General features: G+C 59.2%; 16 protein-coding genes. 9 read left to right on the top strand and 7 right to left on the bottom strand.

What is annotated here, in order from left to right; all coding sequences use genetic code 11:
* Positions 1-136 precede the first annotated feature (136 nt).
* The 6 genes from B149_RS0110430 to B149_RS0110405 all read right to left on the bottom strand — a co-directional run bounded on the left by B149_RS0110430 (position 137) and on the right by B149_RS0110405 (position 6,087).
* Positions 137-1,891, bottom strand: coding sequence for a M14/M99 family metallopeptidase (locus B149_RS0110430; RefSeq protein WP_040372592.1), 1,755 nt, complete (start codon positions 1,889-1,891; stop codon positions 137-139).
* A complete protein-coding gene (locus tag B149_RS0110425) occupies positions 1,839-2,534 on the bottom strand; it encodes a hypothetical protein (RefSeq protein WP_018125136.1) in 696 nt (231 codons plus the stop codon). The genes B149_RS0110430 and B149_RS0110425 overlap by 53 nt, the downstream gene beginning before the upstream one ends.
* Positions 2,535-3,785, bottom strand: coding sequence for a L,D-transpeptidase family protein (locus B149_RS0110420; RefSeq protein WP_018125135.1), 1,251 nt, complete (start codon positions 3,783-3,785; stop codon positions 2,535-2,537).
* Between the two features lie 9 nt (positions 3,786-3,794).
* A complete protein-coding gene (gene pyrE, locus B149_RS0110415; RefSeq protein ID WP_018125134.1) occupies positions 3,795-4,358 on the bottom strand; it encodes an orotate phosphoribosyltransferase in 564 nt (187 codons plus the stop codon).
* Between the two features lie 3 nt (positions 4,359-4,361).
* Entirely contained in the window at positions 4,362-5,657 is a 1,296-nt protein-coding gene (gene purB, locus B149_RS0110410) for an adenylosuccinate lyase (protein WP_018125133.1), read from the bottom strand.
* A gap of 76 nt (positions 5,658-5,733) precedes the next feature.
* Positions 5,734-6,087, bottom strand: coding sequence for an FmdB family zinc ribbon protein (locus B149_RS0110405; protein ID WP_018125132.1), 354 nt, complete (start codon positions 6,085-6,087; stop codon positions 5,734-5,736).
* Between the two features lie 305 nt (positions 6,088-6,392).
* Here B149_RS0110405 and B149_RS0110395 point away from each other — a divergent pair, with 305 nt between their 5' ends.
* On the top strand, positions 6,393-6,893 hold the full coding sequence (locus tag B149_RS0110395; protein ID WP_018125130.1) for a hypothetical protein: 501 nt from the start codon (positions 6,393-6,395) through the stop codon (positions 6,891-6,893).
* A 65-nt stretch (positions 6,894-6,958) separates the two neighbouring features.
* Here the strand turns inward: B149_RS0110395 and B149_RS18560 are convergent, their stop codons facing one another.
* Positions 6,959-7,102, bottom strand: coding sequence for a hypothetical protein (locus tag B149_RS18560; RefSeq protein ID WP_018125129.1), 144 nt, complete (start codon positions 7,100-7,102; stop codon positions 6,959-6,961).
* A 342-nt stretch (positions 7,103-7,444) separates the two neighbouring features.
* Between B149_RS18560 and potA the strand changes: the two genes are divergently transcribed.
* From potA to B149_RS16980, 8 genes are all read left to right on the top strand, one after another.
* Positions 7,445-8,560, top strand: coding sequence for a spermidine/putrescine ABC transporter ATP-binding protein PotA (gene potA / locus B149_RS0110385; protein ID WP_018125128.1), 1,116 nt, complete (start codon positions 7,445-7,447; stop codon positions 8,558-8,560).
* Positions 8,532-9,398, top strand: a complete 867-nt coding sequence (potB, locus tag B149_RS0110380) for a spermidine/putrescine ABC transporter permease PotB (protein ID WP_018125127.1) — start codon at positions 8,532-8,534, stop codon at positions 9,396-9,398. The genes potA and potB overlap by 29 nt, the downstream gene beginning before the upstream one ends.
* Positions 9,395-10,162: a spermidine/putrescine ABC transporter permease PotC gene (gene potC / locus B149_RS0110375; RefSeq protein ID WP_018125126.1), complete on the top strand. Its 768-nt coding sequence runs from the start codon at positions 9,395-9,397 to the stop codon at positions 10,160-10,162. Before potB ends, potC begins: the two co-directional genes overlap by 4 nt.
* The gene (locus B149_RS0110370; protein WP_018125125.1) at positions 10,159-11,202 is read left to right on the top strand and encodes an ABC transporter substrate-binding protein; all 1,044 of its coding nucleotides are present in this window, start codon (positions 10,159-10,161) and stop codon (positions 11,200-11,202) included. The genes potC and B149_RS0110370 overlap by 4 nt, the downstream gene beginning before the upstream one ends.
* Positions 11,203-11,360: 158 nt before the next feature.
* On the top strand, positions 11,361-11,966 hold the full coding sequence (gene cbiM, locus B149_RS0110365; protein WP_018125124.1) for a cobalt transporter CbiM: 606 nt from the start codon (positions 11,361-11,363) through the stop codon (positions 11,964-11,966).
* 8 nt (positions 11,967-11,974) lie between these two features.
* On the top strand, positions 11,975-12,556 hold the full coding sequence (locus B149_RS0110360) for an Ig-like domain-containing protein (RefSeq protein ID WP_018125123.1): 582 nt from the start codon (positions 11,975-11,977) through the stop codon (positions 12,554-12,556).
* Between the two features lie 140 nt (positions 12,557-12,696).
* Positions 12,697-13,143: an RrF2 family transcriptional regulator gene (locus B149_RS16985; protein WP_040372589.1), complete on the top strand. Its 447-nt coding sequence runs from the start codon at positions 12,697-12,699 to the stop codon at positions 13,141-13,143.
* A gap of 231 nt (positions 13,144-13,374) precedes the next feature.
* A complete protein-coding gene (locus B149_RS16980; protein ID WP_018125121.1) occupies positions 13,375-14,982 on the top strand; it encodes a methyl-accepting chemotaxis protein in 1,608 nt (535 codons plus the stop codon).
* Positions 14,983-15,015 lie beyond the last annotated feature (33 nt).

Genomic DNA, 15,015 nt, shown 5'->3' with positions numbered 1-15,015 from the left:
CCGACTTCCCTCGCCTGAGAAAACAACACCCTCTGTGCAAGACCGGGATTTAAGGCAGTGTGACGTGTCCTTTTCCTTCTAGTCCGAGCGCAGAGGGTGTCGTAATAATATTTATTACAGAAATCGTGCCGATGCGTCACCTTTCGGCAAAGCCTTCGGATGTGAACGTCATGGAGCCTATCAGCCCGAAGGTGGTGGCAAGGCGAAAATCGATATCCATGCGATCACCGGCGGAAAGCCTGAACGAGTCGCCCTTGTTCAGCGGCGTCTGCCGCGCGGTGAGCAGCAGCTTTTCGTCACGACCATTGCTCCACGCGCGCTCAATGGTGTAGTCGCCCTGCGGCAGTTGGTATACGCCACCGGCCTTCCACGGCACGAGGATGTCGTGCCCGGATGGAGTACCGAGCTTGAGCGCCAGGACTTCGCGTGACTCAAGGTTAATATAGAACGCGGACCGAGGCTTGCCAGGCGTCTCGCGCACGATACGGTAGCGGTGGACACCCGGGCGGTTGTTGTCCACCTGGTACTTGTCCATGAAATTGTCAGGATCGAGTATAATTTCCCACCCGAGGTCCTGCCCGGTATTATCCCACGGCACGGCGACAAAGCCCTTGAAGTTCACCACTTCTCCGGAGCCGCCCCAGATTCCTTCGAGAATGAGCTGATCCCCGACCACGGCATTAAGCGTTTCCCCGGCCCGGACAAAGCAGGGCCGACCATTGAGCCAGCAGACCAGCACAGGGCTGTCGTCGTTGGGAGCATCAGGAAGACGCCCCTGCCACCGGACCTTGGCAGAGGCCACGGAGCGTCCGTCAGAGCGCAGCTCAAGGCGGGAAAACTGTTTCAGGGCCATGCGTCGTGCGGAAAGCAGGTTCACGCCCGGTCGGTCCGACGCAAAAAGCGCCAGTTCGGGCGAAAAATCAATGGAGCCGCCGTCGATCGTCTTCACGTCGAGCGTCGCTCCCGGGGACAGGGAAATGCTGCGGCCATTCTTCAGCGGACGACCGTTGATCGAAACTTCGATGTTCTTTGCGGCATAGGCCAGCACTTCGTCGCGAGTGAAGTCCGGCAACTGCACTTCCACGCCATACTCGTGAAGCAGCATGGCCGTGGCGTGCAGCTGCTGGGTAACCTTCCAGTCCAACTGGCGGATATCCTTGCTGACCTCTACGGCCATGGCCGGAATGCCAAGCGCGGTGAGCGCGTAGCAGGTCAACGACTTGCGCATCTCGGGATATTCCGTGCTGCGGTCGAAAGTCCGGGTATTGAAGAGTTTGAACTGGTAGTCGCGCGAATTGATGCGGTCATTGATCTTGGCCAGCACCGTGTTAACCCGGCTGCCCATTTCGATCTGCCCGTTCCAGTTCAGGGTGTCCACGATGATGGACTGCCCGTACCTATAGGGGTTGCGCATCTTGTCGATGTATTCCGGATAATAGAATCCCGACCCTTCATGCAGGTGAATGAAGGCGTCTGACCGCTGAAGCAGAAAACGGATGACGCGCGCGCACCGGTCTTCGTAGAACCGGTTGTAGTCCTGATCGAAGCGCCGGTTCATGTCCACGTTGACCTGTCGGCTGCGCAGATGGATGGACGGGACATTGGCCCGGGGCAGCACGACGAGATTGCCGCGCAGGACCTTGGAGCGCGTCAGCAATTGCGCGGTAACGAACCCCGACGGCTCGTCCCCCTGAATGCCGCCCTGCACCATGATGGTGGGGCCGGGCAGTTCACCCTGAATGAAATATGCTTTGAGGGGGTACTGGGTGCCGCTGAAAAAAACGTGTTCCCACGAGCCAGCCTGAGCGGGCGTGGCACACAGGGCCGTCAGCAGCAGGCTAAGCCAGAATATTGTAGAGCGGATACGTTTCCGAGAAAATGACCTTGTCATCGTCGCCCTTGATTTTCACCCGAAGCCCGAAAATATCGTCAGCTTTCAGGCCGTCCGGTAGCAGAAAGGTAGTTCGTATACGCTTGAAGCGCTGAATCTGGAAGGTCAGGTCATTGCGATTGACCTTCACCCTGGCATCGGTGCCGTCCTTCCTGACAAAGACGAAATCGACCACTCCCCCGACGGGGTTTGCGTTCTGGAGGTTGTTCAACTCGAAGGACACGGTCACCTTGCGCCTGCTGACCTTGGCCTGCAGATTTTCCACGCCGACCTGACGCGTATCCTTGCGGGTGAATATGCGATTAAGGTTCAGCTCGGGTTCCTTGGGCGCAGGCTCCGCTGCAGAGGTCAACAGGGCCTGAAGTTCCTTGGGATCGTAGGATTTGAGAATCTTTTCCATGTTGCTGAGACGCTCAAGGCGAACCTGAGTATCCACGAGCTGCTGCTCCAGCACTTTCTTCTCGGCGCTGAGGGCCTTGGTCTCCTTCCACCCGCGCATGCCGAAGTAGACGCCGCCGACAGCGCACAAAAGCAGAAACATCTGGCTGAACAGAAACAGTTTGAGCCAGAAGGGGCTGAGGCGATAACGGCGCACATTGGCGTCGTCGCGCATGAACAGCACGCTGTACTTGGGATTACTCATTTAAAGGCGTCTCCAATCCTCACGCTCGATTTTCCAGCCCTTCTCGGCCGGAGAGAGAACCAGGGTCTTCATGCCCACGTCGGAATAACCGGAGGCATCTTCATACCGTTGCAGGAAGCTGACCTTGAGGCCGGACGGGTGCAGATCCACGTCCATTTTTTCAAGAGCGACCTTAACAGGTGGTTTTTCTTCCCACAATGTCTTTTTATAGTCCACGATGCGCTCCAGACCACGGTGGCTGCCGGATACGGCATCCTCGTCGTACATGGCCGCATAGCGCTCCGGGTCGGCGTGACGCCAGGCATCGGCCCAGCGTTTTACGAACTCTCTGGCCTGAGAGCCCTTCTCGCTCAGATACTCGGGTACCAGATCGCGGCTGGCCGGGATGTATTCCCTGCCCACCACGGCCCATTCGCCCTGCTCGTTCTTCTGCCAATACAGTCGTTTGCCCACGGTCTGGGTCAACACCGGCGAACGGTAGAGCTGATCGAACCACGTGACCCAGTAATCCGGGCCGCGCATGGCCTTGACGCCGTCCACCATGACGTGAATCCACGGCGTGCTGCGGAAGATGCTTTCCTTGTGATTCCGAAATCCTGCAAAGCTTCCGGGTTCGGCCTTGGTGAACTTTTCCGCATCATAAAGCTCGAAAAACGCATCCGAGCGGCTTTCCCACGCACGGGCCCATTCTCGGACGCGCTCGGTCATTGCCGTGGCTTCACGCTCATTCGCGTCGGCATCCCACTCAATGTCCTCGCCGATGACCACGGGTGTTCCATAACGGGAATCCCCGTTGAGGGTCTTCAGGTCCGGCACCTTGAGGGCCACGCAGCCTGCCGTGTCGCGAGGCACGAGCTGCTTGCCGCGCCCGTGAAGCCATATCCCGGACCCGGTCTTGCCCTTCAGGCGGTCCACCGGATTGGGGTAGTTCAGGGAGTAGGCAAGGTCGCCGTAAAGCTCCCAGTTCAGGTTGCGTTTGATCCTCGGGCCGAGGAAGTAGACGCCTTCGGGTGTGCGCAGGTCGCCCCGCACCTGCTTGTCGCCGAGCGCCTGCCCCGTGGTGCAGGGCAGTTCGCTGACCACCTTGAGCGGACTCTTGCGCTCAAGCAGCAGCAGTCTCTGATCGCCCTTGTCGATCGCCAGCATGGAGGTGGGACCCTCCGGATTGGCAACGATCCTGGGCCGCCAGCCGTCGGCCAGCGCCGTGGTGGCGGCTGACAGGAGGATGATGAGCGTCAGTAGTATGCGCATTGATTCCTGTTAGCGTTTCGCAGCTTCCAGCAGTTGGCTGCGGGTAAAGATGGATTCGAGGGAAAGCCCCGCCTGTTCGAGGTTTTCCCGACCGCCCTCTTCGCGGTCCAGAACGGAGAGCACGGAGACGATCTCGAACCCGGCGTCGCGAACCCGTTCGCAGGCGGTGACCAGTGTGCCGCCGGTGGTCACCACGTCCTCAAGCAGCGCGACCTTGGCTCCCTCGGGAAGATTCTTGAGGCCTTCCAGATACTGGTTGGTGCCGTGTCCCTTGGACTTCTTGCGAATGATGAAGCCGGGGAGCGGATGCCCATCCACGTGGGACAGAACCGTCACGGAGGAAACCAGCGGATCCGCCCCGAGGGTCATGCCGCCCACGGCCTGCACTTCCGGACGCCCCTTGAGCATTTCCAGAAAGCATTTGCCGATGAGCCAGCTGCCTTCGGGATGCAGCGCGGTCTGCTTGCAGTCGAAGTAGTAATCGCTCTTCTTGCCGGAAGTGAGGGTCACTTCGCCTTCAACGTAGGAAAGCTGCATCAGCAGCTTGGCAAGCCGGACTTTCAACTCTTCCATTCGTTATTCTCCAAACACACGGCTGAAAACCGTGTTTTCGTATCTTTTGTAATATGTTGGGTCGAACGCTTCGTCAAGTGCGCTCGATTCCAGATGCCCGGCCACGTCGGCATCCTTGCGGATCTCGTCTTCGAACTGCAGCCCGCCGTTCCAGCAGCGCATGGCGACTTTCTGCACCATTTCGTACGCCTGCTGACGCTTGAGGCCGGCGGCGATGAGCTGTCCGAGCACCCGCTGGGAGTAGAAGAGGCCGTAGGAACCCATGAGATTCCTGCGGATGTTATCCTCCTTCACCACCAACCTGTCGATCACTCCTGCCATGCGACGCAGGATGTAGTCCATTAAAATTGTACTGTCGGGCATGATGACCCGCTCCACCGAGGAGTGGCTGATATCGCGCTCGTGCCACAGCGCCTGATTCTCCATGGACGCGACGGAATTGGTGCGCACCAGCCGGGAGAGTCCGCACAGGTTCTCGGCGGAAATGGGGTTCTTCTTGTGCGGCATGGCCGACGACCCTTTCTGCCCCTTGGTGAACCCTTCTTCCACTTCCAGCACTTCCGTGCGCTGCAGATGCCGCAGCTCGGTGCCGAGACGTTCGATGCCGCCCGCAGTCATGGCCAGCGTGGTAAAGAAGTGCGCATACCGGTCGCGCTGCACGATCTGGGTGGAGTGCGGGTCCGGCTTCAGGCCAAGGATTTCCAGCGAGCGCTCCTCGATTTCCGGGGAGAGGTGGGCAAAAGTGCCGACGGCTCCGGAGAGCTTGCCCACGCGGATTCCTTCCATGGCCGCCAGCAGGCGTTCGCGGTGACGCGCAAACTCGGCGTAGAACCCGGTGAACTTGAGTCCGTAGGTTGTGGGCTCGGCGTGGATGCCGTGCGTGCGGCCCATGCAGAGCAGCCCCTTGTGCTCGAAGGCGCGGCGGCGCAGCACTTCCAGCAGGTTGTCGAGGCTGTCCAGCACCACCTTGGCGGCGCGGGTCAGCAGCACGCCGTTGGCGGTGTCCACGATGTCCGAAGAGGTGCATCCCAGATGGATGTAGCGCGATGCCGGACCGACCTTCTCTTCCACGGCGGTCAGGAAGGCGATGACGTCGTGCTTGGTGGTCTGCTCGATTTCAAGGATGCGGTCGAGGTCGAAGTCCGCCTTTTCGCGGATATCCTTTATGGCGTCGGCGGGAATCTTTCCCTGCTCGTGCCATGCCTCGCAGACCGCCAGCTCCACTTCGAGCCAGACGCGAAACTTGTTCTCAAGGGTCCAGAGATCAGCCATTTCCGGACGGGAATACCGTTCAATCATGCCCTTCTCCCGAAGTCGTTGTCGGTTTGTTTAGGCCGTAAAAAAAGGCAGCCTCGGCTGCCTTCATTGCATCCGGTCAGGCGTCGGCCTGTGTGGATGCACTCCCCGAAGCGCTCTGGGCGGAGTCGCTCGGTGAACTGCCTCCGGATGCGGCGGAAGCCGCGTCCCCGGAATCTCCGGACGAGGCATCGGCGGCGCCGTCGCCGCTTCCCTCGCCCGAATCGGCGGCTGCCTCTCCACCCGAGCCCTTTTTTCCGCCGTATTCCGTGACATACCATCCGGAACCCTTGAGAATGAAGGACGTGTTGGAGATCAGCCGCTTTCCCGCCGCTCCGCATTCGGGGCACTCCTGGTCCAGTTCATCGAACCCGGACTGCCACTCCTCGAACACGTGGGCGCACTTTTCGCATTGATATTCGTAGATGGGCATGGCGGCCCTCACCTCCGGTGAAACTACTTGGCTGCAGCAGCCTTGGCTTCCTTGATGCGGGCCTTGAGGTTCTTTGCGCGGCGCTGGCGCCTGCGGTCGAGCTTCTTCTTGCGTTCGTGCTTCTTGTGTTTGGCCATGGTATTCTCCTTGAATGCGGCCCTTGGGCCGATTTGATTCTTGCGAGCCGAGATGCATACCCCAACACGCCCCGATTGTCCAGTCCCCCTGCGAGCATCGTCGGACTTGACGCGAACCCGAATCGTGACCATATTTCCGGGCAACGAAAATCGCCAAGGAGAACCCAGATGATCAAAAGCTTGAGTCTCAAGGCCGCCATCAACGACGCGGTCCAGGTTTTCCAGTTCGACCAGTGGCTCCGCTTCCACTATATTGTCGAAAAGGAAGACGGAACACTTTTCGTGGAAATCCCCGAAGAGGTCATGCAGCGAATCAAGTCGGAGTATCCGCGCCTTCACAGCCTGGCAGAGGTGATGAACGAGCACTCCATCACCCAGCAGTCCAGCCATGACGCAGTGTGTGCCCACATCGCATCCAATCTGGACGGCGAGAAGTACGACCCCTCTGTGATCCCCAGAGTGTTCGACGCTCCGCAGTTCAAGATCGACATGTACGTCTTCAACATCTGGGTCAAGATGCACGAGTCCATTCTGGAGCAGGAAGGCCTCTTCTTCTCCGACTGGGAACAGAGCTTCAACGAGTGGAAGGAACTGGACGAGGTCAAGGAATACCTCGCCAAACTTCACAACACCGACCCTGAATCCCCTTCCTGCGGAACGGTTCAGTAGGACTTTGCGCGAACGATTCACGCAACGGGCGCGGCATTCCCACACGGGGATGTCGCGCCTTTTCCCTATTTGTCGGACCCTTCCTTGACGTCCGTGACCTTGCCGCCCTTGCCGGTGATCACGACTTTCTTCTTGCCCGCCTGAACGGGCGTCGCGATCAGCACCGCGGGCAGCGCGGCCAGCCAACGTAAAAAAAGTCTTCTTTCCATGATGCATCCTGTGCGCGAGGCTTAGTACTTCCATAACCATAGCAAACCCCGTGCCCTGCGGCAAATACCGGTTTTCGCACCCGGCATGGCCCTTCCCGAAACCCTGAAAAATCGTCCTTTCGCCATCGAAGGTGCAAAAAATGCCCGGATATGCAATGGTTGCTCTCGGCATTGGCCACCGCATGATTCTCCATGGCCGGACTTTCTTGCGGCGCTTCGGCAAAACATGAAATTTACGGTTTTCTTCTCAGCAAAAAAAATATACTACGCCACGTCCGGCCAGAGCCGGAGCGGCCCGCCGTCCACGGACGGACTGGAAACTAGCGTAATGGGGGGACCGGAATGACTGGCACCGATCCGATCATTCGGTTGGACAACCTCGTGAAGAGGTTCGACGACACCACCGTTCTGGACAGGGTGAGCCTCGACATCAGGGATGGCGAGTTCCTGACCATCCTCGGCCCGAGCGGTTGCGGCAAGACGACTATCCTTCGGCTTCTCGCGGGCTTCGAAACGCCCGACGAGGGCTCCATCCATCTCGGCGGCGAGCGCATCAACGACAAGCCCGCCAACAGCCGCCGCGTCAATACCGTATTTCAAAGCTACGCGCTGTTCCCGCACATGAGCGTACGCGACAATCTCGCCTTCGGCCTGAAGATGCACGGCGTCTCGGCCCGCGAGATAGACGAGCGCGTGAACGAGGCGCTGGACCTCGTGGACCTCGCCTATCTGGCCAACCGCAAGCCGGACAGCCTTTCCGGAGGGCAGCAGCAGCGCGTGGCCATTGCCCGCGCCGTGGTGAACAAGCCGCTGGCCCTGCTGTTGGACGAGCCGCTCTCCGCACTGGACGCCAAGCTGCGCAAGCGCATGCAGGTCCGCCTCAAGCGCATGTGCCGGGAGCTGGGTATGACCTTTGTCTTCGTAACCCACGATCAGGAAGAGGCGTTCGCCATGTCCGATCGCGTGGTGGTCATGAACGAAGGCCGCATCGAGCAGATCGGCACCCCCGAAGAGGTGTACGAGGAACCGGTCAACCTCTACGTGGCGCGCTTCGTGGGAGAGACGAGCATCCTCGACGGCGAGGTCGTCTCCAAGGAAGGCGAAACCCTGAACGCCATGGTGGAGGGGCTGCCCTGCGAGCTCAAGACCTCCAAGGATTTCCAGCCGGGCCAGCCGATCAAGATCATCCTGCGTCCGGAAGACATCCTCGTGGAACTCAAGAGCGACACCCAGCACGCCCTGTGGCTGCCCGGAACGGTCACCGAGACCATCTACAAGGGCAGCACGTGGGACATGGTCATCGCCACCGACTCCGGCAAGCACATCCTCGTGACCGAGTTTTTCAACGAGGACGACGACCGCATCTGGCACAAGCCCGGCGACCGCATCGTGGTCAGCTGGTACAAGGGATGGGAGGTTATACTGCCCGATGAAGATCAGGACGCCCCGCCTGTTTAGGCGCGTATCCCTCGGTTCGGCCGTCATCTGGATGGCCGCCTTCGTGCTGGTTCCGAACCTGCTCATCCTGCTCACCAGCTTTCTGGAGCGGGACGAAGCGACGTTCGTGGCTTTCGACTTTTCCCTGCACGGCTACTCCACCATCCTGAGCCCGCTGTTTCTGGACGTGCTGCTCAAGTCCGTCTATCTGGCAGGCACCGCGACGCTCATATGCCTGCTTGCCGCCTACCCGTTCGCGTGGACGCTGGCCCGGCTGCGCTCCAAGCATAAGGGGTTGCTGCTCCTGCTGGTCATGATCCCCTTCTGGACCAACTCGCTCATTCGCACCTATGCCATGGTCTTCGTGCTCAAGGGGCGCGGGGTCATCTCCATGCTGCTCACCGGCCTCGGCTTCGCGGATCGGCCGGTCTCCTTCATGTACAGCGAGTTCGCCATCTTCGCGGGCCTGACCTACACCCTGCTGCCGTTCATGATCCTGCCGCTCTACTCTTCCATCGAGAAACTCGACGGCCGCATGATCGAAGCCGCCAAGGATCTCGGCGCCAGCGGAATGCGCACGTTCTTTCACGTGGTGCTGCCCCTGACCCGGCCCGGCATCATCGCAGGATGCATGATGGTCTTCCTGCCCGCCCTTGGCATGTTCTTCATTCCGGACATCCTCGGCGGCGGCAAGCACCTCATCGTGGGCAACTTCATCAAGAACCAGTTCCTCACCGCGCGCGACTGGCCCGTGGGCTCCGCCGCCTCCGTGGTGCTGACGCTGCTCATGCTCGGCCTGATGTGGCTCTACGGAAGAAGCTCCCGCAAGCTGGGACAGCACGGAGGGTCTAAACTGTGAGGCGATTCTCCACCGCGCTCCGGCTCCTGCCGGTCTACCTTTTCCTGTACCTGCCCATCATCGTGCTGGTTATCTTTTCCTTCAACGATTCCAAGTACTCCACCGCATGGAAGGGCTTCACCTGGAAGTGGTACGTCAAACTCATGGGCAACGATCAGCTACTGGACGCCGCCCTGAACTCGCTAACCATCGCGGTGTTGGCCGCCACGCTGGCCACCTGCCTCGGCACGCTGCTGGCCGTGGCCCTGTACCGCTACCGGTTCCATGGCAAGAACATCCTAAAGGCGGGTGTTTTCGTAATCATGATGAGCCCGGACATCGTCATGGGCGTCTCCCTGCTGCTGCTCTTCATGTTGCTGGGCATGGAGCCGGGATTCTGGCCCCTGCTCATCGCCCACGTGACCTTCTGCACGCCTTTTGTCACGGCCACGGTCATGTCCCGGCTCAACGGATTCGACCCGCATTTGATCGAAGCGGCGGAAGACCTCTACGCGGGCGAGTACAAGACCTTCAGGCACATCATCCTGCCCATGTGCCTGCCCGCCGTGCTGGCCGGGTGGCTGCTTTCGTTCACGCTGTCCATGGACGACGTGATCATCAGCTTTTTTGTAACGGGCCCCGACTTTGAAATTCTTCCGCTGCGCATATATGCAATGGTAAGGATGGGCGTGAAACCGGACGTCAACGCCCTGAGTGCGATCATGGTCGGCATCACCGTATGCCTTGTTTTCACTTCGCAACTGCTGATGAGGAAAAAGAAATGAAACGACTCGTGACCGTCGCCGCGCTTCTCGCCGCGGCACTGCTGTCCGCGGCCACGGCCTTTGCCGGTTCCGGAAAAGTGTACGTGTACAACTGGACCGAATACATCCCCGAGGGCGTGCTGGAGCAGTTCACGGAGGAGACCGGCATCGAGGTTGTCTACTCCACATACGACAGCAACGAAGCCATGTATGCCAAGCTCAAGCTCATGGACGGCAAGGGCTTCGACATCGTCGTGCCCTCCACCTATTTCGTGAGCAAGATGCGCCGCGAGGGCCTGCTCCGCAAGCTCGACAAATCCATGATTCCCAACTGGAAAAACCTGGACAAGGACTTTCTGGGCAAAAGCTTCGACCCCGAAGCCGCCTATGCGGTCCCGTACAGCTGGGGCGGCAGCGGCATCCTGCTGAACACCGAATGGTACGAGAATCCCGAATCCATGTCGTGGGACGACCTCTGGAATGAAAAGTACAAGGGCCAGATCCAGCTGCAAAACGACGTTCGCGAAGTCTTCGGCATGGCACTGGCTTCCCTTGGCTACTCCATCAACGACACCGACCCCGCGCACATTGAAGAAGCTTACGAAAAGCTCAAGAAGCTCTTCCCGGCCGTGCGCACCTTCAACAACGACACGCCCAAGACCCCCTTCCTCAACGGAGAAGTCTCCGTCGGCATGATCTGGAACGGCGAGGCCTATGTCGCCTCGGGCGAAATCGAATCCCTCAAGTTCAACTGGCCCGAGGAAGGCGGCATCATGTGGATGGACTGTCTGGCCATCCCCGCCGGCGCCGAGAACGTGGAGGAGGCCCACGCCTTCATCAATTACATCCTGCGCCCGGAAGTGGCGGCCCAGATGGTACGCGAGTGGGGGTATGGCACTCCGAACAAGGCGGCCATGGAGCTTCTGCCTGACGAACTGCGCAACAACCCCGTCATCTTCCCGCCTGCGGAAGTCATGAAAAAGTCCGACTTCCAGGACGACGTGGGCGAAGCCGTGGTAACCTACGAAAAATACTGGAACCTGCTCAAGAGCGGCAACTAGCCCTCTTCCGCAACCGTCATCAAAGGCCGTCCCGAAGCTTCGGGACGGCCTTTTTTCTGAACATGCCGCACGAATTGCGGCGCAGCTTGCTTTCCCTCGTGTCGAGGCGTATACGTCTTTATCATTCTTCACACGAAACATGGCCCACTGGAGAATTCATGCACATCTCGGAAGGCGTACTCACGGCACAGGTGCTCATCGGCGGAGGGTTGCTCGGTGCAGCCGGAACCGCCATCGGCCTTGGAAAAATGGACTACGACAAGGTCATGGGCGCAGCCATCATGTCCGCCGCGTTCTTCGTGGCCTCGCTGATCCATGTCCCCATAGGCCCGGCCAACGCACACCTCATCCTCAACGGCCTGCTGGGCGTCATTCTGGGCTGGGCCGCGTTTCCGGCCATACTCACTGGCCTGCTTCTGCAAGCGGTCCTTTTTCAGTACGGCGGTCTCACCGTGCTGTGCCTGAACACGTTCAACATGGCCGCACCGGCCGTGCTGTGCTGGTACCTCTTCGGTCCCATGCTTCGCTCCGGCGGCAGTCGCAGCTTTGCGGGGGCGTTCGCATGTGGCTTCATGGCCGTCCTGTTGAGCACTTTGCTCACTGCGACTTCGCTGGCCCTTTCCGGCGAAGCGTTCGCGGCGCCCGCCAAGGCATTGGCGCTGGCTCACCTGCCGGTTATGATCATCGAAGGAATCGTCAGTGGCTTTGCCTACACCTTTCTCGCCCGTGTCAAACCCGAAATCCTGCACGGCAGTGCCGCCTAGGAGATATCATGCGCCAGTTCTGTCTGATTCTCGCTCTCATTCTGTGCTTCCCTACCCTTTCCAGTGCTCATGGGGTTAACATTTTCGCTTATGTTGATGGCGACCGCATCGTCACTGACAGCGGCTACAGCCATAGCAGACGGGTTAACGAGGGGACCGTCACCGTACACGCTCCGGACGGGCGGGAACTGCTCTCCGGCACCACCGATGAAACCGGACATTTCGCCTTCCCCATTCCAGAAGAAGCCCGTGACGGCAGCATGGACCTGAAACTGGTAATACACGCTGGAGAAGGGCATCAGGCCGACTGGACGGTGCGCGCCTCGGAAATCGCCCCTCAACCCGCTCAGGCCGCTACTGAAACGGAAACCGTTGAAGCGGCTCCCACGCAGGCTCAAGAGACCGTTCCCGCTCGGGAAGACGTACGCCGCGTAGTTCGGGAGGAGCTGAAGAAAGAGCTGGCACCGGTCAAAGCCATGCTTTCCCAAATGCACGAACAAGGCCCCGGACTGACGGAAATATTCGGCGGCATCGGCTGGCTTGTCGGCCTCGGCGGCCTGCTGGCTTACGCTCGAGCACGGCGCGGCTGATCAGGTTTCCGATTCGAAAATCGAGACTTGCCAGTTTCCCGTTTTTTCCATACCATAATGGAATGAAATGCACGGTTGGCAGAATCGGTTATTGATTTACCGCCCGAATTGATATATCCGCACACCTTGTAGGGAAAATCATGAGACTCACGACACGAAGCAGATACGGCACAAGGATGGCTCTGGACATCGCCCAGAACGGCCAGGAGACCCCGGTTCGCATCGGCGACATAGCCGAGCGGCAGGGAGTATCCGTCAAATACCTCGAAAAACTCATCCGGGAACTCAAGTCTGCCGGATTCATCAAGAGCAAACGCGGTCCCCGTGGCGGTCATATGCTCGCCAAGTCACCGACCGAGATCACGGTGGGCGAAATAGTTCGCGTTTTGGAAGGCGGCACCAGCCTCGTGGAATGCACCGGGGATCCCTCGGTATGCTCGCGAGCGGAGTCCTGCCTGACTCGCTCCCTGTGGCAGGAAGCCGCGGAAGCCATGTATGACAAGCTCAATTCCATCACGCTGGCCGAACTGCTCAGTGATGCCGGCCAGTGTTCCGAACCCGAGAAGATCGGCACTCCGCTGTTCTGATCCCCCATATCACGTCTTTTTCGAAGGCCGCCCTGGTGCAGAACGGGGCGGCCTTTTTCTTTCCCGCTTCGATTTATGACATTATAATAATTCGTCCACGCGTTACATCTGATACGGTTTTCCATAGCCGGAATCGCCTTACCTCTGCTCCACTGGCGACGGGTTTTGCCGGGGAGCTTCGGAAAGGCACTACCCCGTATGGACGGGATAGCCAAACTTCAGGAGTGGGGAATGCTCAAACACATGAGCGTGAAATGGAAAACGCTTGGCATCGCGGTTGCCGGACCGGTGATCGTTGCCCTTATCATGGCGTATCAGGAAGTCCGGGCAATCCGCTCAGGTGCCGACGAGTCGCTGCTGGAGAAAAGCAGAGCCATCGTCCTCATGGCCGAAGCCGCCCGGAACGAAATGTCGGACAAACTCGCTCAGGGAATCATCCGTCCGTTCGACCAGATTCCCGAAGACAAGGTCATTCAGGCGGTTCCCGTCATCACGGCCATCCGCATGGCGGAAACCAATGCGGAAAAGGCCGGATACAAATTTCGTGTTCCAAAAGAAGATCCGCGCAACCCGGAAAACAAACCAACCGACCTGGAGCGGGAAGTCCTGCGCGAGATGAAATCCAAAGATCTTTCCGAAAAGATCATCCACGAGGATGACCAGATTCGGTATTTTCGCGCAATTCGACTGACGGAAGACTGCCTCTACTGCCACGGCTACCCGGCAGGTGAACCCGATGCCGTCGGTGGAACGAAGGAAGGCTGGAAATCAGGCGAGATACACGGAGCATTCGAAATCATAACATCCCTTGAGGAAGCGAATGCAAAAGTCCGGGCCGCCGCGATTTCCACCACCAGCTGGACCTTGCTCATTCTCCTTGGCATTGCCGCGGCGGTGTGGATGCTGATGCGCAGCTCGGTCATTCGTCCGCTCTTCAATATCAAGGGGCTGTCTGAATCCATGGCATCCGGGGACTTCACAACAAGTCTGGATACTGATTCCCGCGATGAAATAGGCCTTGTCAGCCGTTCCCTGAACAGGATGGTAGGCTCGCTTTCCGGCGTCATCGCGCGGGTCAGAAACGTCACGATCGGTGTTGCGGACATGAGTCAGGAGCTTTCAGGAGCGGCAAACAGCCTGTCGGCAGGCGCCTCGCAACAGGCCGCGAACATCGAACAGGTGGCCTCCAGCGTAGCCGAGATAACCAGCAGCATCGGCCAGACCGCCGAGAACTCGGACAACACGGAAACCATCGCCAACAAGGCAGCCAAGGATGCGGAAGAGTGCGGCAGCGCCCTCGGTGAAGCCCTTGATGCGCTCAAGCACATAGCCGAAAAAATCTCCATCATCGAAGAGATTGCCCGCCAGACCAATCTGCTCGCCCTGAACGCGGCAATTGAGGCAGCACGTGCCGGTGAAGCGGGCAAAGGCTTTGCCGTGGTTGCCGCAGAAGTCCGCAAACTTGCGGAACGAAGCGGCAATGCAGCCGGAGAAATCAGCGAGCTCTCCAATTCAAGCGTTCAGGTGGCGGACCGCGCTGGAAGGCTACTTGCGAACCTCGTGCCCGACATCAAGCGCACGGCCGAGTTGGTTCAGGAGATATCCTCAGCATGTAACGAGCAAAGCTCCGGCGCGGAACAGATAAACACGGCCATTCAGGATTTGGATGATGTCATCCAGCAAAATGCTGCGGCAGCGGAGCAGATCGCTTCCACTGCCAAGGGTCTCTCCGACCAATCGGACGACCTCAAAGATACCACGGCGTTTTTCCAGGTGAATGAATCCGATGACGACTATGACGATGACCTTTCACCCGATATGAAGCAGCTGCCGGAATAACCTCCTCCCCGGTGCTGGGTTGCGGATGCGGAA

This window comes from Desulfovibrio oxyclinae DSM 11498, assembly GCF_000375485.1.
Lineage (GTDB): Bacteria > Desulfobacterota > Desulfovibrionia > Desulfovibrionales > Desulfovibrionaceae > Pseudodesulfovibrio > Pseudodesulfovibrio oxyclinae.
Note: the sequence above shows the minus strand (reverse complement) of the source record. Positions and strands in the feature narration are given on the sequence as shown.